This is a genomic window from Corynebacterium tuberculostearicum (genome assembly GCF_016894265.1).
In the GTDB taxonomy this organism is placed as follows: domain Bacteria; phylum Actinomycetota; class Actinomycetes; order Mycobacteriales; family Mycobacteriaceae; genus Corynebacterium; species Corynebacterium tuberculostearicum_D.
This window is the reverse complement of sequence record NZ_CP069791.1, coordinates 1,935,738-1,954,353: the sequence shown is the minus strand read 5'-3', so window position 1 is coordinate 1,954,353 and position 18,616 is coordinate 1,935,738. Positions and strand designations below refer to the sequence as shown.

At 62.3% G+C, this 18,616-nt stretch carries 18 protein-coding genes; 13 read left to right on the top strand and 5 right to left on the bottom strand.

What is annotated here, in order from left to right; genetic code table 11:
• Positions 1 to 12 precede the first annotated feature (12 nt).
• From I6J28_RS09325 to I6J28_RS09315, 3 genes are read left to right on the top strand one after another with little or no spacing between them, the layout of a single operon-like run.
• Entirely contained in the window at positions 13 to 1,092 is a 1,080-nt protein-coding gene (locus I6J28_RS09325; protein WP_204609435.1) for a hypothetical protein, read from the top strand.
• Complete coding sequence (locus I6J28_RS09320) at positions 1,079 to 2,257, top strand: beta-carotene 15,15'-monooxygenase (protein ID WP_204609433.1); 1,179 nt, start codon at positions 1,079 to 1,081, stop codon at positions 2,255 to 2,257. The genes I6J28_RS09325 and I6J28_RS09320 overlap by 14 nt, the downstream gene beginning before the upstream one ends.
• Positions 2,258 to 3,625, top strand: a complete 1,368-nt coding sequence (locus tag I6J28_RS09315; protein WP_204609431.1) for a multicopper oxidase domain-containing protein — start codon at positions 2,258 to 2,260, stop codon at positions 3,623 to 3,625.
• A 227-nt stretch (positions 3,626 to 3,852) separates the two neighbouring features.
• Here I6J28_RS09315 and mobA read toward each other — a convergent pair whose 3' ends face one another.
• From mobA to I6J28_RS09290, 5 genes are all read right to left on the bottom strand, one after another.
• A complete protein-coding gene (mobA, locus tag I6J28_RS09310; protein WP_204609429.1) occupies positions 3,853 to 4,440 on the bottom strand; it encodes a molybdenum cofactor guanylyltransferase in 588 nt (195 codons plus the stop codon).
• The gene (gene moaC / locus I6J28_RS09305; protein ID WP_198492889.1) at positions 4,440 to 4,919 is read right to left on the bottom strand and encodes a cyclic pyranopterin monophosphate synthase MoaC; all 480 of its coding nucleotides are present in this window, start codon (positions 4,917 to 4,919) and stop codon (positions 4,440 to 4,442) included. Before moaC ends, mobA begins: the two co-directional genes overlap by 1 nt.
• Before the next feature lie 9 nt (positions 4,920 to 4,928).
• Positions 4,929 to 6,128 (bottom strand): molybdopterin molybdotransferase MoeA, encoded by a 1,200-nt coding sequence (locus I6J28_RS09300; protein ID WP_204609427.1) that lies wholly within the window; start codon positions 6,126 to 6,128, stop codon positions 4,929 to 4,931.
• 10 nt (positions 6,129 to 6,138) lie between these two features.
• Positions 6,139 to 7,251: a GTP 3',8-cyclase MoaA gene (moaA, locus tag I6J28_RS09295; RefSeq protein ID WP_204609425.1), complete on the bottom strand. Its 1,113-nt coding sequence runs from the start codon at positions 7,249 to 7,251 to the stop codon at positions 6,139 to 6,141.
• A gap of 66 nt (positions 7,252 to 7,317) precedes the next feature.
• Positions 7,318 to 9,099 carry a long-chain fatty-acid--CoA ligase gene (locus I6J28_RS09290; protein WP_204609423.1) on the bottom strand — a complete coding sequence of 594 codons (1,782 nt, stop codon included), beginning with the start codon at positions 9,097 to 9,099 and terminating at the stop codon, positions 7,318 to 7,320.
• Positions 9,100 to 9,454: 355 nt separating this feature from the next.
• On the opposite strand from I6J28_RS09290, the gene rho reads away from it, so the two are divergent.
• The 10 genes from rho to I6J28_RS09240 all read left to right on the top strand — a co-directional run bounded on the left by rho (position 9,455) and on the right by I6J28_RS09240 (position 18,610).
• Complete coding sequence (rho, locus tag I6J28_RS09285; RefSeq protein ID WP_204609421.1) at positions 9,455 to 11,302, top strand: transcription termination factor Rho; 1,848 nt, start codon at positions 9,455 to 9,457, stop codon at positions 11,300 to 11,302.
• The gene (gene prfA / locus I6J28_RS09280) at positions 11,295 to 12,371 is read left to right on the top strand and encodes a peptide chain release factor 1 (RefSeq protein ID WP_198492893.1); all 1,077 of its coding nucleotides are present in this window, start codon (positions 11,295 to 11,297) and stop codon (positions 12,369 to 12,371) included. Before rho ends, prfA begins: the two co-directional genes overlap by 8 nt.
• A 6-nt stretch (positions 12,372 to 12,377) precedes the next feature.
• Complete coding sequence (gene prmC / locus I6J28_RS09275) at positions 12,378 to 13,214, top strand: peptide chain release factor N(5)-glutamine methyltransferase (protein WP_204609419.1); 837 nt, start codon at positions 12,378 to 12,380, stop codon at positions 13,212 to 13,214.
• 32 nt (positions 13,215 to 13,246) lie between these two features.
• Positions 13,247 to 13,915, top strand: coding sequence for an L-threonylcarbamoyladenylate synthase (locus I6J28_RS09270; RefSeq protein ID WP_204609415.1), 669 nt, complete (start codon positions 13,247 to 13,249; stop codon positions 13,913 to 13,915).
• A gap of 12 nt (positions 13,916 to 13,927) precedes the next feature.
• On the top strand, positions 13,928 to 15,103 hold the full coding sequence (locus tag I6J28_RS09265) for a glycosyltransferase family 4 protein (protein WP_179386378.1): 1,176 nt from the start codon (positions 13,928 to 13,930) through the stop codon (positions 15,101 to 15,103).
• A gap of 73 nt (positions 15,104 to 15,176) precedes the next feature.
• Positions 15,177 to 15,554 (top strand): hypothetical protein, encoded by a 378-nt coding sequence (locus tag I6J28_RS09260; protein WP_239191637.1) that lies wholly within the window; start codon positions 15,177 to 15,179, stop codon positions 15,552 to 15,554.
• A 458-nt stretch (positions 15,555 to 16,012) separates the two neighbouring features.
• A complete protein-coding gene (atpB, locus tag I6J28_RS09255; RefSeq protein WP_049361382.1) occupies positions 16,013 to 16,825 on the top strand; it encodes a F0F1 ATP synthase subunit A in 813 nt (270 codons plus the stop codon).
• A gap of 103 nt (positions 16,826 to 16,928) precedes the next feature.
• Positions 16,929 to 17,171: an ATP synthase F0 subunit C gene (locus I6J28_RS09250; RefSeq protein WP_049361381.1), complete on the top strand. Its 243-nt coding sequence runs from the start codon at positions 16,929 to 16,931 to the stop codon at positions 17,169 to 17,171.
• Between the two features lie 44 nt (positions 17,172 to 17,215).
• Complete coding sequence (locus I6J28_RS09245) at positions 17,216 to 17,788, top strand: F0F1 ATP synthase subunit B (protein ID WP_049361380.1); 573 nt, start codon at positions 17,216 to 17,218, stop codon at positions 17,786 to 17,788.
• A gap of 6 nt (positions 17,789 to 17,794) precedes the next feature.
• Positions 17,795 to 18,610: a F0F1 ATP synthase subunit delta gene (locus I6J28_RS09240; RefSeq protein ID WP_204609411.1), complete on the top strand. Its 816-nt coding sequence runs from the start codon at positions 17,795 to 17,797 to the stop codon at positions 18,608 to 18,610.
• The last annotated feature ends 6 nt before the right edge of the window (positions 18,611 to 18,616 follow it).

Here is an 18,616-nt window from a genome sequence, read left to right as displayed (position 1 = left end):
ACGATAAAACCCGTGCAAAATAATAGCGTGGCGCATCGCCTCATCTTCCTCGCCTTCGCAGGCCTATCGCTGCTGGTAGGCCTGGCTGCGGGCGCCACCCTATTGGGGTTAACCGCCACCCCTGGCGCGTCCTTCGCTGCCGATCACGGACCACTCATGGTCTTCGGTTTCGTGGGCGGAGCCATCGGCCTTGAGCGCACCGTTGCAGTGCGCACCTCCTGGGCGTGGGCCGGGCCCGTCTGCCACGTTGCCGGCGTGCTGGGCATTCTCGCCGGCCTGCCACGGGCGGTCCCGGCCGTGTGTTTTGCCGCCAGCTTCCTTGTCCTTGGTTTCATTTACGCCACCATCTATCGCCGTCAGGCGAGCCTCGCGATCCTGGTGCAGGCAGCCGGAGTTATCGGGGGAATAGCAGCAGCTGCCCTGTGGGCCATGGGCCCGGGGTTCGCCGCGGCGATGCCGTTGTGCGTCCTCTATGCGGTGGCCACCATCATCGGCGAGCGCATGGAACTAGCGCGCGTCACCATGGCCGGAACCCGCGCCGAAAACCACCTCACCCTTCTGGTTCTGGGGCTGGCGGCAGCCAGCGTCATCTACGTGCTTGCCCCAGCGGTGGGCTATCGCGCCATGGGCTTGGTGCTCATCGCCATCGCTGCGGCCACCGCGCGGGTAGACGTGGCCAAGAATCTGGTGCGCTCTCACGGCCTGCCGCGCTACTCGGCGGCGTGCATGTTGGCCGGCTACGGCTGGCTCGCCCTCGGCGGTTACCTCTGGCTGCTGCACGGACAGTCCACCGGCTTTGCCTATGATGCCTCAGTGCACGCCATATTCTTGGGCTTTGTCATGTCCATGATTTTCGCGCACGCGCCCATCATCTTCACCTCCGTCATCCGCCGCCGGTTGCCGTACCACCCGGTGCTCTATGTGCCGGTGGCGCTCTTGCATGGCGGCCTCGCGTTGCGCATCCTTGCCGATTGCGCCGAGCACACCACTGCCCTCCGCACCGGCGGGGTGGTTACGATAATCGCAGTGTTAGTTTTTCTCGCCTGCGGGATTGTCCTGACCGGAAAGGAGTCGCGCCGTGCGCATTCATGACGTGTCCCTAGCCGCGCGGGGCCGCTGGCATACCCTGAGCGCCGCCATTATCGGCTTGTGGATCCTTATTGGTCTCGGCCTACTCATCGCTGGCTCTTTGGGCGCTCCTGTGGTGTGGTGGGATATCATCCATCCCTTCACCATTGGCGCGCTGACCACGGCAATCATCGTCTTTTCCACTCATTTCACCGAGGCCTTGACCCGGACTGCGGGCGGGGACTACCGGGGCGTCGGCAGTCGCGTGGGCCTAGTGCAGCTCGGGCTTATCTTGCTGCTCATTGATAGGGCAGGGTATGACTGGGGCCCGCTTGCCGACGCCGCCTCTGCCCTCATCATCGCCGCCCTCACCTGGCACCTGTGGTTCATCGCGCGGCGCCTGCGCGGCTCATTGTCTGGTTCTTTTGCCGTGACCGTGCCCTTTTATATCGCGGCGGCCGTGTTCATGATTGCCTCCGTGGTGCTCGTCATCCTGAGCGGTAATGGGGTAGGCGAGTATTCCCTCCTCGTCGGTGCCCACTCGCGCGGCATGATTTGGGGTTTCGCGTGGCTGACCGTCATCGGCACGGTGGTCACGTTGCTCCCCACGCTATCGGCCACCGCGATTTCGCCCACCGCTCGCGCGCGGTGTACTCGCGCGCTCATCGTGCACTGCGTTGGCCTGGCCTTGGCGATGGCGCTGTACGCGGTGGGCCTTACCCGCGCCGCAGGCGTGGCCCAACTGCTCGTGGTCCTCGCGGCGGTGCTCATCATCCAGCCGGTGCTTGCCACCGTCATGGGGCGCTCGCCGCGGCTGACCACCGCCACCGTTGCCGTTATCGCCGGACTGCTGTGGATGCTGGCGCTGTGTGCCGGTGACGCCATTTCCGCAGCGGTGGGCGCCTACCCGCGCACCATCACGCTGGTTTTGCTGCCCGCCTTCCTCGGTGCCGGCCTCTTGCAGTTGGTCACCGGCGTCCTGCACCACCTGCTTCCCATCTTGACCGGCGCGCACCCTAATAGCGCGGAGCGCACCGGCTACGCCCGCCTGCTGCTTATCAACGTGGGCGGACTGCTGACATTGCTGGGCGCTACCGTGGCCGGGCTTATCATGATGGGGATAGGCCTTGCCGCCAACGTTTTCGCCGTCGGCCGAGCCATCTACCTTAAGAAAAGACTGGAGAGTTAAATGCTGAGCGTTTCTTCCTCACAACCTGCGGAAAAGCCCGCGCCGAAGGATTCATCATGGGCCTCGTGGCTGCTCATCGGCATCGCGCTGGCGGCGGTCATCGCGCTCGCGGTGGTCAATTCCACTGGTAAGGGCTCGGAGTCCGCGGCACCGGTATCCTCTGGCGAAACGCAGACCATTGACGTGGGCGTAGATGGCATGGCCTTTACGCCCTCGTCCATCGACATCGAGCCCGGCACCCACCTGGTGGTCAACTTCACCAACTCCGGCGACCAAGTCCATGACCTCAAGATTGGCGACGCCGAAACCGGCCGCGTCGACCCCGGCGAGACCGTCCAACTCGACGCCGGAGTCATCGACTCCTCCGAGGAAGGCTATTGCACCATCGCCGGCCACAAGATGCAGGGCATGACCTTCCAAGTCAACGTGGGAGACGGCGCCGCTGCAGGACATGACCATGCGGTGTCCTCAGCTAGCAACCCGCACGTAGACGTGCCAACCGCCGCCGAACTCGGCGCACAGCGCGATGATTTTTCCGCTTTCGATGCGTCCTTGCAGCCGGCCGCTGAGACGAAGACGCACAAAGAGACCTGGACGATGACCGAGGAAGTCGTGGAGGTTGCCCCCGGCATCAAGCAGATGCGCTGGCTCTTCAACGGCCAAGCCCCTGGGCCCACCCTGCGCGGCAAGGTGGGCGATAAGTTCGAAATAACCATCAAGAACGAGGGCTCCATGGCCCACTCCATTGACTTCCACGCCGGCGAGGTCAACCCAGATAAGACCATGAAATCCATCCAGCCGGGCGAGGAATTGACCTACAAGTTCACCGCGAACCGCTCCGGCATCTGGATGTATCACTGCTCCACGATGCCCATGTCCCTCCACATCGCCAACGGCATGGCCGGCAATGTCATCATCGATCCGCCGGACCTCAAGCCCGTTGACGCGGAGTATAACCTCATGGCTACTGACGTCTTCCTGGGCGAGGAATCCACCGGCGCCGACGCCCAGCGCGTTGCCGACGGCCGCTTCGACCTCATGGCCTTCAATTACTACCCTGGCCAATACGATGCAGAGCCCATCAAGGCCAAGGTAGGCGATACCGTCCGCCTGTGGTTGACCAACCTAGGCCCCGACCAGCCGTTGAGCTTCCACGTTGTGGGCGAGCAATTCGATACCGCCTACAAGGAAGGCGCTTACCTCATCAAGAATGAGGACTCGACCGGCTCGCAAGCCCTAGACCTCCTCCCGGCGCAAGGCGGATTCGTCGAGATGACCTTCAACGAGCCCGGTACCTATTCCTTTGTCAATCACATCATGACTAACGCGGAGAAGGGCCAGCACGGCAAGTTCATCGTTACCGAGTAGCCCTCCAGCGGTACGGCCCCTCCCGCTCCTCCCGCCCTTCGCGCTTACCAGCGACCGTTCGTGGTCACATTTGATGCCCACCGTGAGCGCGAAGGGCGGGTTTGTGTATTCGTCCACCCCTCGCGCTCACGGAGGCGGCGATTTCGCGCTTGCTGCGGCTCTCAGTGAGCGCGAAGGGAGGGGAGGCGGAGACTTCTCCCTTGGCGGTCACCGGCGGAAGTGGAGGACTAGCCGAGCGGCTGCCGGTGAGCGCGAAGGGCGGTGTGGGGAGGGAACGCAGGAACCTCGCGCAGCTCCGCACGGGTGTCGTAGTCGCGTTCGGCGCCGGTGCCGGGAATCTCGATGAAGTTGGCGCCACGGATGAGGCGGCGGACGGAGACGTTCCGAGTCGTAGGAAGGGATTCGAGCTGAGAGTGGAGCGCGGGAGCGCGCCAGAGGGAACACAGCGGCTGGAGGTATCCGTCGGCGGCACGGGTGAGGACGGCATCGGCCGAGGAGGAGACGAGGGCCGAGTGCAGGCGGGGAAGCAGTAGCGGCGAATCGGGGGCATCCACGGCGAAGAGGGCGAGCTCGGAGCAATGGGATAACGCCTGTGCGCCGGCCGCGATGCCGGCGACGGGACCACCGTAGAGCGGTGACTCGCACACCTGGGGCAGGCCGAGGCGATGCGGGGAGACGGCCACGGTCGGGGTGCCGTAGGGAAGCTGGGCGAGCAGGCGGTTGATAAAGCGCGTGCCGTGGGCGGAAAGGGAGGCTTTATCGGCGCCGCCCATGCGCCTGCCGTGGCCGCCGGCGAGGATGACCGCGCCGAGCATTAGGACTCCGGGAGGGTGCGGGACCAGTCCCCAGAGCGGCCGCCGGATTTCGCCACGATTCCGCAGCGGCGGATATACGCGGAGCGGTCCACGCCCTTGACCATGTCGATGATCGCGAGCGCGGATACGTTTACGGCCGTCAGCGCCTCCATTTCCACGCCGGTGCGGTCGGCGGTGCGGACGGTTGCGGAGATGGAAACGTGGTCGTCGGCAAGCGTGAGCTCCACTGCGCAGCCGTGTACGCCGATGGTATGTGCCAGTGGAAGCAGCTCGGGGACCTTCTTGGCGGCCGAGATTCCGGCAATGCGGGCTACCGCGAGGACATCGCCCTTGGGTACAGTGCCATCGCGCAAAGCGGTCATGACCTCCGGAGAACAGGCAACCTCGCCCTCAGCGGTGGCGGTGCGCACCGTGGGCTGCTTCTCGGTGACGTCGACCATGTAGGCGGCGCCGTCAGAGTTCAGGTGGGTAAATTCCATGGTTGCTCCTTAATACAGATAAACGGTGATGTCCTCGCCCATGGCCGGCGGCTCGGAGTCGATGAGGCAGAAGCCATTGGTGCCGGCCAGCGACACCACGCGGTGGCTGCCGTGGGGTAGGTGCGAGGTGATGGCGGGCGCTGCCTGAAAGTCTACGGTGACGGGAACAATGGTCGGCCGGCCGCGGGAGGCGGGAAGGGGAGACTCCACTCGAGCGTGCAGGTTGACCCGCTGGCGTGGCGCGGGGTGACCGGACAGTGCGGCGATAAGTGGCCGGGCATAAAGCTGGAAATCGACGAAGGCTGCCACGGGATTGCCGGGCAAGCACAGCACCGGGGTGTCATTCCACAGGGAGTAGCCCTGCGGGGCACCCGGGCGCTGGTCGACGTGCCCAAACCACGCGGAATCCGTGCGCCCGAGTACGGTGTGCACGACGTCGAAGGCGCCGGCTGACACGCCACCTGAGGTGAGGATGAGGTCGTGGGACGGGGACAACTGATCGAGCGCAGCGGACAGCTCGGCGGGGTTGTCGCCCACGTGCACGTGCGTATCTGCGCCGGAGAGGGCAGCGAGCATCGGGCCATTGGAATCCGGTAGTTGGCCGGGGGCGAGCTCTACTGGGGAAGAGACGAGTTCTTCGCCGGAGGAGATGACCGCGATGCGTGGGCGCCGGTAGGCCGTAACGGTATATACGCCGGAGGAGGTGAGGGCGGCGATGACGGCGGCGTCGATAAGCGTGCCGGCGGTGGCGACTGGCGCGCCGGGCTGGATGTCCTCGCCGGCTGGGCGGATATGCGATTTGGTGGGGGCCTCCGTGATGGTGACCTCGTGAGGAAGTGCTACCGGGCCGGACGGGGTGGTGGTGTTTTCCACGGGAACGACGAGCATTCCTGAGGTATCGGCCACGGGGGCACCGGTCATGATGCGAACGGCGTGGCCCGCGGGCACGGCGATGGGAGCCGCGCCGGCCGGTACATCGCCGGCGACGGGGAGGGTCCATGGCGCGGTGGAGGAAAGATCCGCGGCATGGACGAGGAAGCCATCCATCGCCGAATTGGCATGGGGCGGCACGGGGAAGCGCGCGGTGGCGTCGGTGGCGAGGACGCGGCCGCTGAGGGAGGCGTCGACAGGCGCGGACTCGGCCGGTGGAGTGGAAGCCAGCGCGAGTACGGCATCGAGGTGCGCGGAGATGCTGCGGGGCGTGGACATAAGACTCAGGTTAGCCGCCAATGGCGGACATCGGACGGTCTGGTTGGAGAAAGCCCTCGTCATCAATGCCATGACCGGGCTTTTTGGTCCACATTTCCCCGGCCCAAGCCTCCATGATGTCCTCATCGCTCGCGCCGGAGCGCAGCAGGTCTCGCAGTGGGGTTTCGGAATTGCCAAAGAGGCAATTGCGAATGGCGCCATCGGTAGTAAGGCGGGTGCGGTCGCAATCGCCGCAGAAGGGGTGGGTGACCGAGGCAATGATGCCCAGCGTGCCGCGCGTGCCATTCGGAGCGCTGACCTCCCATAGGGCGGCGGGGGCGGAACCGCGCGGTTCGCGTGCCGGCTCCATGGAAAAATGGGTGCGCAGGCGGGCGAGGATGTCTTCGGCCGTGACCATGTCTTCGCGGCGCCATTGCTCGCGGGGCCCGAGCGGCATCTGCTCGATGAAGCGGAGCTGGGCGCCATGGTGGACGGCATAATCCGCCAGCGGAACGATGTCTTCTTCGTTGACCCCGGGCATGACCACGGCGTTGATCTTGATGGGGTGCAGGCCCGCGGCATCCGCGGCGGCGATGGCCTGCAACACGTGGTCAAGGCGGTCGCGGCGGGTGAGTGCGGCGTAGCGCTCGCGGTCGATGGTGTCGAGCGAGATATTGATGCGGTCGAGCCCGGCCGCGGCGAGGGCGCCGGCGCGCTTTTCCAAGCCAAGCCCGTTGGTGGTCAGCGCGGTGGATGGGGAGCGGCCTTGGTCGGTGCGCAGCTGCTTGGTCGCGGCAATAATCTTCTCCAGCGACTTGCGCAGCAGGGGCTCGCCACCGGTAAAACGCACTTGGCGGATGCCCAGCTTGCCGACGCCTATCCGGATCAGCCGGATGGTTTCCTCATCGCTCAAGGTTTGCTCTGTGGGCATCCACTCCAAGCCTTCGGCCGGCATGCAATAGGTGCAGCGCAGGTTGCAGCGATCCGTCAGCGAGACGCGCAGGTCGCGAGCTTGGCGTCCATAGCGATCCAGCAATGCGCGTGTGCCATCAGCGGCCGGTGCAGGCAGATCCGCCGGCGGTCTCGCTCGGCCCACGGTAGGCAGGGGCAGGGAAACCACGGGCTGCTGGGAGGAAGAGGTCATTGGTGCCAGTCTAAGAGAGGGGACGAGGTACACCAAGCTGCAACGGCTACGGAAAGGAAATTATTCCTAGTTTTCCCGGCTTAAATCGGCGTCCTCGATGGCGGTGAGGCGTTGCGATTCGCCTGGCCCCTTCAGCCGGATGATGTTGTACTCGCCCTCTGCCAGGTGGGCGCGCAAATCTTTCTTATCGAACTTGCCCACGGATGTCTTATCGATGGACTTCACAAAGGTCCAATACTCCGGCAGCATCCAGCTCGGCAGTTCCTTGCGCATGCTGGCGCGCAGGCGCTCCGCGGTCTCGATGGTGGGTGAGGCGCCCTCGGCCAATACTGTGACGGCGAGTGGGCGCTCGACCCATTGCTTATCGGGGTAGCCAATCACGGCGGCCTCGACGACAAGCTCGTCAGACATGATGAGGTTTTCTAGCTGCACGGAATAGATCCATTCGCCGCCGGAGCGAATGACATCGCGGGCGCGGTCCTCCACGGTAAGGAAGCCGTCTTTGGTAACTGAGCCGACGTCGCCAGTGCGCAGCCAGCCATCGGCGGTGAACTTATCCTCCGCGGCCTCGACTTGTCTGCCGCGGAATTCGGAGGCGATTTCGCCCGGCTCAGCGGTGGGCGAGTGGTAGTAGGAACCGGTGACCAGGTTGCCGCGCACCTGCAGCTCGCCGGCATTGCGGTCGGTGCGAGCGACGACTTGCCCATCATTGACCACGCGGTATTCCAGCGAGGCGGGGATGCGGCCCTGGGACACGCGGTAGGCCCAGCGGGTATCGCCGGAGGCGCCCTGGGGCGGGCGGGCAACGCTGCCTACGGTGGAGGTTTCCACCATGCCCCACACGTGGACCACATCGACGCCGTAGCGCTCCTCCCACATCTTGATCAGCGTCGGCGGGACGGGGGAGCCGCCGGCATAGATCTCGGTGAGCGTCATGCGCTCTGGTGGATGGTGCATGTAGTGGACAAAGAGCTGGATCCAGATGGTGGGCACACCGTGTGCCACGCGCGGAGAGGTAGCGGCGATGGCCTTGGCTAGGGTGGGGGCGGACACGTCGGCGTCGGGAAGCACCAGCGGGGTGCCCGTCATGAAGCAGGTGAAGGGAACGCCCCAGCTGAGCACGTGGCAGATAGGAATGCAGCACAGGAAGGTCTCGCCGTGGGTAATGCACAGCGAGTCCGAGGAACGCAGCTGCATGGCCTCCAGGTAGAGGGACCGGTGCGAATACAGCACTCCCTTGGGAGCGCCCGTGGTGCCCGTGGAATAGCACAGCGCCGCGGCCGTGCGCTCATCTAGTTCGGGCCAGTCATAGACGGTTGAGCGGCCGTCGATAAGAGCCTCATAGGAATACACCTCAACCCCGCGGGGGAAAAGGTGGGCAAATTGCTGCGCTGGTTGGGCGCCGGTGATGATGACGCTTCCCACGGAGTTGGTGCCCACGAGCACCTTGCCCAGCTGCTGCGCCAGGCGGGGATCGCAGACGATGGCGGAGATTTCCGCATGGTTAATAATGTGGCGAATCTGGTCATTCATCAGCTGTTTATTCAGCGGGGCAAAAATCGCGCCCTTGCAGGCGGTGCCGAACATTACCTCCAAGTGTTCGGCGCAATTCCACATAAAGCTGCCCACGCGCTCATCGCTGGTGATACCCAATTCATCGTGAATGGCGTGGGCGAACGCGGCGGCGCGGGCAGCGATATCGCGGAAGGTAACTTCCTCGGCCGGATCGAATTCCGAGCCGGTGCCCTCACCGTGCCAGGTGGTAACCGTAGTGTCCCCGTGTACTGAGGCACCGTATTCCAAAATGCGGGTCAGGGAGAGGGGGATATCCATCATCGTGGAAAGCATGCCTCTACTGTAGCGGTGTCATGGTGCGGGCGTTGCGCCCTATGCGTTATACTTGTTCGCGACTGGTAGGAAACCGGAAAGTTTTAGCTCCCCTTTCCTATGCATTCGGGCCCAGAGAAGTATTTTTGCCCGCAGTCGTTTCTTGATTTCTTCCGGTTCGCGCACTAGCTGTGCGAAGTCTCCTCGAGGACACGGAAGAGGCCTCATACTTATTGCCCGGCAGGACGCGCATGCGCCTTGGCACGAGGGCGAGAAGTCCTAGAAAAATACACATTGGCTTCCAGTGCAACGCCGCGAGCATAGGCTGCGGCGGCTCCCGCATAATCGGACCTGGTCAAGCAACGAAAGGATATCCGTGAGCGAAACGGACAACACCGCAGCACAGGATCTTGCATCCCTGAAGCTGCCGGAATTGCGCAAAATGGCCGCAGAGCGCGGCCTACGTGGTGTCTCTGCCCTGCGCAAGGGGGATCTCATCACCGCCATCAAGACCGGACAGGTTCCGCCTAAGGCCAAGGCCAAGGTGGAAAAGGCCGCTCAGGTAGAAAAGGCGGACAAGGCAGAGAAGCCTGAGAAGGCAGATAAGCCGCGCAATAAGGCGCAGGATGAAGCGCCGCACAAGGCGGAAAAGCAGGAAGAATCCAGCGAGAAGAAGGATAATCGCCAGCAGGGCTCTGGTGAGGAGCAGCGCTATGAGTCGCGCTCCCAGGCCCGCCGCGCTCGCCGCAACCGCGCCCGCCGCCAAGAGCGTCAGGAGCGCCAGGAACGCCAAGAGCGCGAGGAGCGCAACCGCAACGAGGAGCAGGGCGGCACTAAGGACAGCCGCGACAAAAACTCCCAGGACGGCTCCGATAGTCAGGGCGAGAAGAATGACCGCGGCGATAATAAGCAGCGCGGCAACCGCCATGAGGACAACAATAACCACGAGCGCGGCAACCGCCGTGGGCGCCGCAACCGCCGCAACCGCCGCGGGCGCGGAAATAACAATGACAATAACGGCGGCAACGATTTGCAGGTCCGCGAGGGCGATGAGCTGCAGGCCGTCGGCGGCATCTTGGACGTCGTAGACAATAATGTCGCTTTCCTGCGCACCACGGGCTACCGTGCCGCGGCTTCCGACGTCTTTGTGAACAACGGCATCGTCCGCCGCCTGGGCCTGCGCTCTGGTGACGCCATCACCGGCCAGGTCAAGGTCTCCGGCCCGACGCATACGCACGGCAATGGCCGCAACCGCCGCAAGTACAACCAGCTGGTACAGGTCGATACCGTCAACGGCATCGATCCGGAAGGCGCAAAGCAGCGCCCGCACTTTAATAAGCTCACCCCGCTGTACCCGAATAAGCGCTTGCGTTTGGAAACGGATCCGAAGATCCTCACCACCCGCGTCATTGACCTCATCATGCCGATTGGTAAGGGCCAGCGCGCGCTTATCGTCTCCCCGCCAAAGGCCGGTAAGACGACGATTCTGCAGAATATCGCCAACGCGATTTCTACCAATAACCCGGAGTGCTACCTCATGGTCGTCCTCGTAGACGAGCGTCCTGAGGAAGTTACGGACATGCAGCGCTCCGTCAACGGTGAGGTAATTGCCTCCACCTTTGACCGCCCGCCATCAGAGCACACCTCCGTGGCGGAGCTGGCTATCGAGCGCGCCAAGCGCCTGGTGGAGCAGGGCAAGGACGTCGTGGTCCTGCTGGATTCCATTACCCGCCTGGGCCGCGCTTATAACAATTCTTCCCCGGCTTCTGGCCGCATTCTCTCCGGCGGTGTGGACTCCAATGCGCTCTACCCACCAAAGCGCTTCCTGGGTGCCGCCCGCAATATCGAAGAGGGCGGTTCGCTGACGATTATCGCCACCGCCATGGTGGAGACCGGCTCTACCGGCGATACCGTCATCTTCGAGGAATTCAAGGGCACGGGCAACGCCGAGCTGAAGCTGGATCGTGGCATCTCCGAGCGCCGCGTCTTCCCGGCCGTGGATGTCAACCCGTCCGGCACCCGTAAGGACGAGCTGCTGCTCGTTCCAGAGGAGGCACGCATCATGACCAAGCTGCGTCGCATCCTCTCCGCCCTGGATTCCCACCAGGCCATTGACCTGCTCATTAAGCAGCTGAAGAAGACCCGCTCCAATGGCGAGTTCTTGATGCAGGTGGCCTCCTCGGCCCCGATGGCTGCGGATAAGGATGAAGAAGATTATGTCTAATCAGGTTTCACTCGTTGATGACATCGTGTCCGAGTACCAGGGCATTGAGATGCAGATGGCCGATCCGGAGGTAGCCGGCGACCAGAAGCAATTCCGCAAGCTTTCCAAGCGCTACGCGGAACTGCGCCCCATCATCATGGTCAATGATGAGCTGACCCAGGCGCGCGAGGATCTCGCTGACGCCAAGGAGATGGCTTATGAGGACCATGACTTCCAGGAGGAAGCGGACCGCCTAGAAAAGTCCGTGGAGAGCTTGGAAGAAAAGCTCGCTGATCTGCTCGCGCCGCGTGATGAGCAGGATTCCGAGGACATCATTATGGAAATCAAGGCCGGCGCGGGCGGCGAAGAAGCAGCCCTCTTTGCCGGCGACTTGGCCCGCATGTATGAGCGCTATGCGGATAAGACGGGCTTTAATTGGGAGGTCTTGGGCCTCAATGAGTCCGATTTGGGCGGCGTGAAGGATATGACGATTTCCTTCCGCTCCAAGTCCCCGTCGCGCGATGGTGCATGGTCCGTATTCAAGTTTGAGGGCGGCGTGCACCGCGTACAGCGCGTTCCGGTCACTGAGTCCCAGGGCCGCATCCAGACCTCTGCCGCCGGCGTGCTGGTCTACCCGGAGCCGGAAGAGGTCGAGTCCGTCAATATCGATGACAAGGATATTCGCGTCGACGTCTACCGCTCTTCCGGTAAGGGCGGTCAGGGCGTGAACACCACCGACTCCGCGGTGCGTATTACCCACCTGCCCACCGGGCTTATCGTGACCTGTCAGAAGGAGCGTTCCCAGATTCAGAATAAGGCGCGTGCGCTGCAGGTTCTGCAGGCCCGTCTGGATCAAATGGAGCGCGAGGCCCGCGAGGCTGAGGCCGGCGAGCAGCGCGCCTCCCAGGTGCGCACCATGGACCGTTCCGAGCGCATCCGCACCTATAACTGGCCGGAAAACCGCATCACGGATCACCGCATTGGTTACAAGGCCAATAACTTGGACTCCGTGCTGAACGGTGACATGCATGACCTTATTAAGGCCCTGCAGGACCAAGAGCGCGCCGAGCGCCTCGAAGCCGAGGGTTAAACCAGCGTGGAAAACACGTATGGACAGGCGCTGCGCCGCGGGGTGCAGCGCCTTCGTGCTGCCGGGGTAGCCAGCCCTGAGTGGGATGCACGCATCATGGCCGCGCACCTCATCCACTGCGGCCACATGGATATCCCGCTCGATCAGGCTCCTATGCCCGGCTTCGACGTGGCCTATGATGCGCTGCTGCGCCGCCGGGAGGCCCGCGAGCCTTTGCAGTACGTCCTTGGCAGCGCCTGGTTCGGCCCGCTGGAGCTCAAGGTGGGCTCGGGCGTGTTCATCCCGCGGCCGGAGACCGAGGTGATGGCGGATTGGGCGGTGCGCAACGCGGACGGCCCGCGGCTGGTAGATCTGTGCACCGGCACGGGCGCGCTAGCGCTCTACCTACACCACTATCTGCCTGACGCGCAGGTGAAGGCAGTGGAGCTTGCCGACGCCGCCCTGGCCTACACCCAAGCCAACACCCGTAACACCGGGGTAGAGGTCATTCAGGCTGATGCCACGGCCGACGATACTTTGGCGGAATGGAATGGAACCGTGGACCTCCTCGTGACCAACCCGCCCTACGTGCCAGAAACCCCGGATCTTGATCCAGAGGTCTATCATGACCCGCATAACGCGGTTTTTGCCGGAGCGGATGGGATGGGGGTCATTACCGGCCTTATTCCGACCATTGCGCGCCTTGTGCGCCCAGGCGGCAAGGTGGCCATCGAACACGATGACTCCACGAGCGGGGCGGTACAAGCCGCGTTGGCCCGACACGGCGGCTTTGAACAGATCGCCGCGCTGCAGGACCTGACGGGAACGCCCCGCTTTGTTACTGCGGTGCGCGGGGTAGACTAAGACACCATTGAGGGCAAGAAGGGGAAAAGATTATGCAAGGAAAGATTTTTAACTGCGCCGATGATGCCGAGCGCGAAGAGGGCATGAATATTGCGGTCAAGGCTGCGCAATCCGGTCGCCTTGTGGTTATGCCCACCGATACGCTCTATGGCCTCGGCTGTGATGCCTTTGATAATGATGCCGTAGCCAACCTCCTGGCCACCAAGCAGCGTGGCCCGGATATGCCGGTGCCGGTTTTGGTGGGTTCCTGGGATACCGTTCGCGGTCTGGTCGCTTCCTATACGGATACCGCGCGTGACTTGGTGGAGGCCTTCTGGCCCGGTGGCCTGTCCATCGTCGTTCCGCAAGCACCATCGCTGCCGTGGAACCTTGGCGATACCCGCGGCACCGTGATGCTGCGCATGCCATTGCATCCCATCGCCATCGAGTTGCTGCGCGAGGTTGGCCCCATGGCAGTCTCCTCCGCCAATATTTCTGGCCACCAGCCACCAACCACGGCGCTTATGGCCAAGCAGCAGCTAGGTAAAGCCGTGACGGTTTACTTGGATGGGGGAGAGACGGCCGTCGGCAAGCCCTCGACCATCATTGATCTCTCCGGTGAGCGCCCATACCTCCTGCGCGAAGGCGCGCTTTCGGCCGAGGAAATCGGCGAGGTCATTGGCGTCGAGGCGCAGACCCTGCGCACCCGCCCACAAGCTTAAGGAGGCATTCGCGTGAGCGGCAGTGGTGTCCCGCTGCGCGAGCTGGCCCTCGTCATCCTCGTTGCAGCAGCATTTACGTATCTCACCACCGGTGTGGTGCGCTCCTTTTTGGTACGCACCGGCCGCGTGGCGGAGATTCGCCTGCGCGACGCCCACACGCAGCCCACCCCGCGCATGGGTGGGGTGGCCATGTTTACCGGCTTCGCCGCGGCGATATTCCTCGCAGCCCAGCTTCCAGCCTTGACTCGGGGCTTTATGCCCGTCACTCCGGAGATGAATGCAGTGCTCTGGGCCGCCCTGGCGCTAGTCCTTGTCGGAGTGGTCGATGACCTGGTGGAACTCAGTGCCATAGTGAAGCTTTTTGGCCAGCTCTTCGCGGCCACCTTGATGAGCGGGCTGGGGCTTACCTGGACGCTGCTTTTCATCCCCTTTGGCGGCGGCACCACGGTCGTCCTGGACCAATTGCAAAGCACCCTGCTTACCGCATTCTTTACCGTTCTGCTGATCAATGCCATCAACTTTGTCGACGGACTCGATGGCCTAGCGGCAGGCCTTGGCATGATTGCGGGCGGGGCAATTCTGGTCTTTTCCTTGACCGTTCTCCATGACCAGGGCGGTGCAGTCTCGGCCTACCCACCGGCCATCATCAGCGCTGCCTTGGTGGGAATGTGCGCTGGATTCTTGCCGCATAACTTCGAACCGTCGCGCATCTTCATGGGCGATTCTGGCTCGATGCTTATTGGTCTCTTGCTCGCTGCGGCCTCGACTTCCGCGTCTGGCAAGATCAACATGTCGCTTTACGGCACGGTGGACATTGTCGCTTTGATGTCTCCCATCATCGTGGTGGCCGCAGCGGTGTTTATTCCAGTCCTGGACCTTGTCTGGGCCGTCATTCGCCGTCTGTCCCAGGGACGGTCACCGTTTTCTGCGGATAAGGCGCACATCCATCACCGCCTACTCTCGCTCGGCCATACCCACCGCCGGACCGTGCTGGTTCTTTACCTGTGGGTCTCCGCCGTAGCCTTCGGCGCGGTGTCCTTTTCCATCGTGCCCGCGCCGGTGGCCATTGGCGTCACCATCGTTGCCTTGCTCCTCGCGTTCGCGGCGACCCTCGTGCCTTTGCGCCAAGGAAAGATTGGGCCTGCCGCGCGAGAGACCGTCGTGGTGAAGGAATCTGAGCCCTCGTGAGGTAGGGTGTGTAGCCGTGAGTGAAGCACAAGCGACTACGCAACCCTCGGAATTTGATGACCACCGCCGTCCCATGCAAAGGGCGGTCAAGCTGGGTGGTCTTGCCCTGCTGGTTATCACGGTGGTCTCCTTGGCCGTCTGGGGCGGTATCAGGGGTCTCCCCGGCATTTGGGGAGTCCTGGTCGGTGCCGCTATCGGTGGCGGCTTCGTCTTGTTCACCGCTTTGTCGGTTTTGCTGACCGCCAATACCACTCCTGCCAACACCATGGCCGTGGTGCTGGGCGGTTGGCTGCTCAAGGTCATCGTCTTGGTCATGGTGCTTCTCGTAATCCGAGATATGGATTTCTATGACACCATGGCGCTGTTCGTAACCGTCATGCTGGCACTTTTTGCCACCTTGGGCACGGAGGTGTGGGCAGTAGTTACCTCGCGCGTCACCTACGTCTCGTAGTAGGGAAGAGGCCTCCTAAAGGGCCCACCGCTTTTCTGGAAGGAAAGGTGGTGGGCCCTTTTGCTTTGCGTGCATGCAATCGTTTCTGTCGTGGTTACCCCCGTCAAGGTGGGGAAATAGGCAAGTGTGATGAACTCCACGTAGCAGGATTTAGGCAGAATGTGGCCTTTTTGTTGTGAATTTGTGGCGGAATTGAGCCCGCAGCGGTGAAACTAGGGGCGTTAGTGGCCCCCCACGTGCGAAAACTCTTGATCTAACTGATACGCTTTTCTTCGGGTTACCGCGGGCTAGCACAAAAGCTGGCTTTCGCAGCGGTGAATCCCTGTCTTGCGCACGCTGATGTGCGACGGAGTCCGTGTGTGAGGCAGAGAGTTTGAGACGTCCATCGCACCACACGGCCTTCGACAAGCTGTGTGGCCCGAACACGGGAGAGAACGCTGAGCGTTACAACATTGGCCATGAAGGGTAGCTTCCACGCACCCGAACTGGACCCAGAATTTTTCCCGGGGCACGTAACCGATGATGGCGGAGTCGTTGACCTCTGGTTGAGCGATTTTGCCAACGGTTGGTTCGCTTTGGATCGCATCATGCTCGTTCGCCTTCTGATGGCGGCCGTGCTGGTGCTCCTATTTGTTGTCGCCTTCAGGAACCCCAAGCTGGTTCCTAAAGGAATTCAAAACGTAGGCGAGCATGCGATTGACTTCGTGCGAGTTCAGATCGCAGAAGACATCTTGGGCAAGAAGGAAGGACGTCGCTTCCTTCCACTTTTGGCCTCTATCTTCTTTGCAGTTTTGTTCTGGAACCTCACAACTATTGTGCCGGGTCTGAACATTTCTCCGAACGCCCGTATCGGTATGCCAATCGTCTTGGCAGCTGTTGCGTATATCGCCATGATTTACGCCGGCGCTAAGCGCTATGGCTTTGGCAAGTTCATCAAGTCCTCGGTGGTTATTCCTAACCTGCCGCCGGCCTTGCACATTCTTGTCGTGCCGATTGAGGCTTTCTCTACGTTTGTTATGCGCCCAGTCACCCTGGCTCTTCGTCTTATGGCGAACTTCCTGGCTGGCCACCTCATTTTGGTCCTGTTGTACTCGGCTACGAACTTCTTCTTCTTCCAGTTCAACGCCTGGACCGCAGTGGGTGGCTTGACCCTGGTCGCAGCGGTTCTGTTCACGCTTTACGAGCTTATCGTCATCTTCTTGCAGGCATACATCTTTGCCCTGCTGACGGCGGTATACATCGAATTGTCGTTGCATGCAGATTCGCACTAACAACAACGCGAACCTCGCGGTTAACTAAATACCCCAAAATCAAACCAACACCGCCCCGCAGGACACTCCCGCGGGATATACATTGAAAGGGAACGACTTTCACATGAACGAGATCATCCTGGCTCAGGACGCAGCAACCACCTCCTTCGACGGCCTTCAGTCCCTCGGCTACGGCCTGGCCACCATCGGCCCGGGCCTGGGCATCGGCATCCTCGTTGGCAAGACCGTTGAGGGCATGGCACGCCAGCCTGAGATGGCCGGCCAGCTGCGTACCACCATGTTCCTGGGTATCGCCTTCGTTGAGGCACTTGCCCTCATCGGCCTCGTTGCAGGCTTCCTGTTCTAAAGAACGCTTTACACAAGTAAATCGAACTTTAAGAACGGAGACCCATGAACAACGTCATTTACTACCTTGCAGCAGAAGGAAGTGAGCACCTGCCGCTGGAGAGCGGCAACTCCATCCTCCTGCCCAAGATGTACGACTTAGTCTGGTCAATCATTCCGTTCGCCATCATCTTGCTGATTTTCGCGAAGTTCGTTCTTCCGAAGTACAGCCAGATGCTGCAGGAGCGTGAAGACCGGATCGAGGGCGGCTTGAAGCGTGCCAAGGCCCAGCAGGCCGAGGCTAAGGCTGCTCTGGAAAAGTACAATGCTCAGCTGGCCGACGCCCGTGCAGAGGCAGCCGAGATCCGCGAGCAGGCGCGCGAGCGCGGTAAGCAGATTGAGGCCGAGGCTAAGACCAACGCGGAAGAAGAGTCCCGCCGCATCGTCGCCAATGGCGAGAAGCAGCTGGAAGCCTCCCGCTCGCAGGTTGTTACTGAGCTGCGTTCCGAAATGGGCCAGAACTCCATCAACCTGGCGGAGAAGATTCTGGGCGGCGAGCTTTCCGACGCCTCTAAGAAGTCCTCCACCATTGATGGCTTCTTGTCCGAGCTCGACTCTGTGGCACCGGCCGGAAAGTAGGCAACTATGAAGGCAGCTAGCCGCGAAGCACTCGCAACCTCGCAAACCCGCTTGGATGAGATCCTGGCAGGCGATAACAATGTCGCCACCGCCGCGCAGGCGGGCCTGGATATCTTCGAGGTTGTCGATGTCTTGGATGCAGACCGCGAATTGCGCGTCGCATTCACCGATATCGCCGCCCCGAGCGAGGCACGTAAGTCCCTGGCAGAGACCCTGTTCGGCTCCAAGATTTCCGGTGGCGCATTGCGCATCATCCAGGAAGCTGCGGCCGCACAGTGGTCCACCCCGAAGGACTTTGTCAAGGGCTTGGTGTCCCTGGGCCGCCGCGCACTGCTGCGCGGTGCTGAGGCGCAGGGTCAGCTGGGCCAGGTAGAAGACGAGCTCTTCCGCCTGTCCCAGATCCTTGACCGTGAGGGCGAGCTCACCCAGCTGCTTTCCGACCGAACTGCTGATTCCGCCCGCAAGCGCGGATTGCTGGCAAACGTGCTCTACGGCAAGGTCACGATGTTTACTGAGGCACTCGTGCTTCAGGCCATCTCCCGCCCAGAGCAGAACCCGATCGATGACGTAGCCGCACTGGCCGATACTGCAGCTGACCTGCAGGACCGCACCATTGCGCGCGTTACCGCAGCGGGTGAACTAAACGAAGGCCAGCAAGCAGTACTCGCTGAGAAGCTGGGCAAAATTTATGGTCGTGCGATGTCCATTCACTCTGAGGTTGACACCAGCCTCCTCGGTGGCATGCGCATCCGCGTCGGCGATGAAGTCATTGATGGCTCCACGGCAGGCAAGATTGCCCGCCTGCGTGCCCAGATGGCGTAGCCGAAA

Bases quoted from the DNA above. Each gene is read 5' to 3' on its own strand.
- I6J28_RS09315 (WP_204609431.1), top strand. From the start codon at position 2,258: ATGCTGAGCGTTTCTTCCTCACAACCTGCGGAAAAGCCCGCGCCGAAG.
- mobA (WP_204609429.1), bottom strand. From the start codon at position 4,440: ATGCTCGGCGCGGTCATCCTCGCCGGCGGCCACGGCAGGCGCATGGGC.
- moaC (WP_198492889.1), bottom strand. From the start codon at position 4,919: ATGGAATTTACCCACCTGAACTCTGACGGCGCCGCCTACATGGTCGAC.
- I6J28_RS09300 (WP_204609427.1), bottom strand. From the start codon at position 6,128: ATGTCCACGCCCCGCAGCATCTCCGCGCACCTCGATGCCGTACTCGCG.
- moaA (WP_204609425.1), bottom strand. From the start codon at position 7,251: ATGACCTCTTCCTCCCAGCAGCCCGTGGTTTCCCTGCCCCTGCCTACC.
- I6J28_RS09290 (WP_204609423.1), bottom strand. From the start codon at position 9,099: ATGCTTTCCACGATGATGGATATCCCCCTCTCCCTGACCCGCATTTTG.
- prfA (WP_198492893.1), top strand. From the start codon at position 11,295: ATGTCTAATCAGGTTTCACTCGTTGATGACATCGTGTCCGAGTACCAG.
- I6J28_RS09270 (WP_204609415.1), top strand. From the start codon at position 13,247: ATGCAAGGAAAGATTTTTAACTGCGCCGATGATGCCGAGCGCGAAGAG.
- I6J28_RS09260 (WP_239191637.1), top strand. From the start codon at position 15,177: ATGCAAAGGGCGGTCAAGCTGGGTGGTCTTGCCCTGCTGGTTATCACG.
- atpB (WP_049361382.1), top strand. From the start codon at position 16,013: ATGAAGGGTAGCTTCCACGCACCCGAACTGGACCCAGAATTTTTCCCG.
- I6J28_RS09250 (WP_049361381.1), top strand. From the start codon at position 16,929: ATGAACGAGATCATCCTGGCTCAGGACGCAGCAACCACCTCCTTCGAC.
- I6J28_RS09245 (WP_049361380.1), top strand. From the start codon at position 17,216: ATGAACAACGTCATTTACTACCTTGCAGCAGAAGGAAGTGAGCACCTG.
- I6J28_RS09240 (WP_204609411.1), top strand. From the start codon at position 17,795: ATGAAGGCAGCTAGCCGCGAAGCACTCGCAACCTCGCAAACCCGCTTG.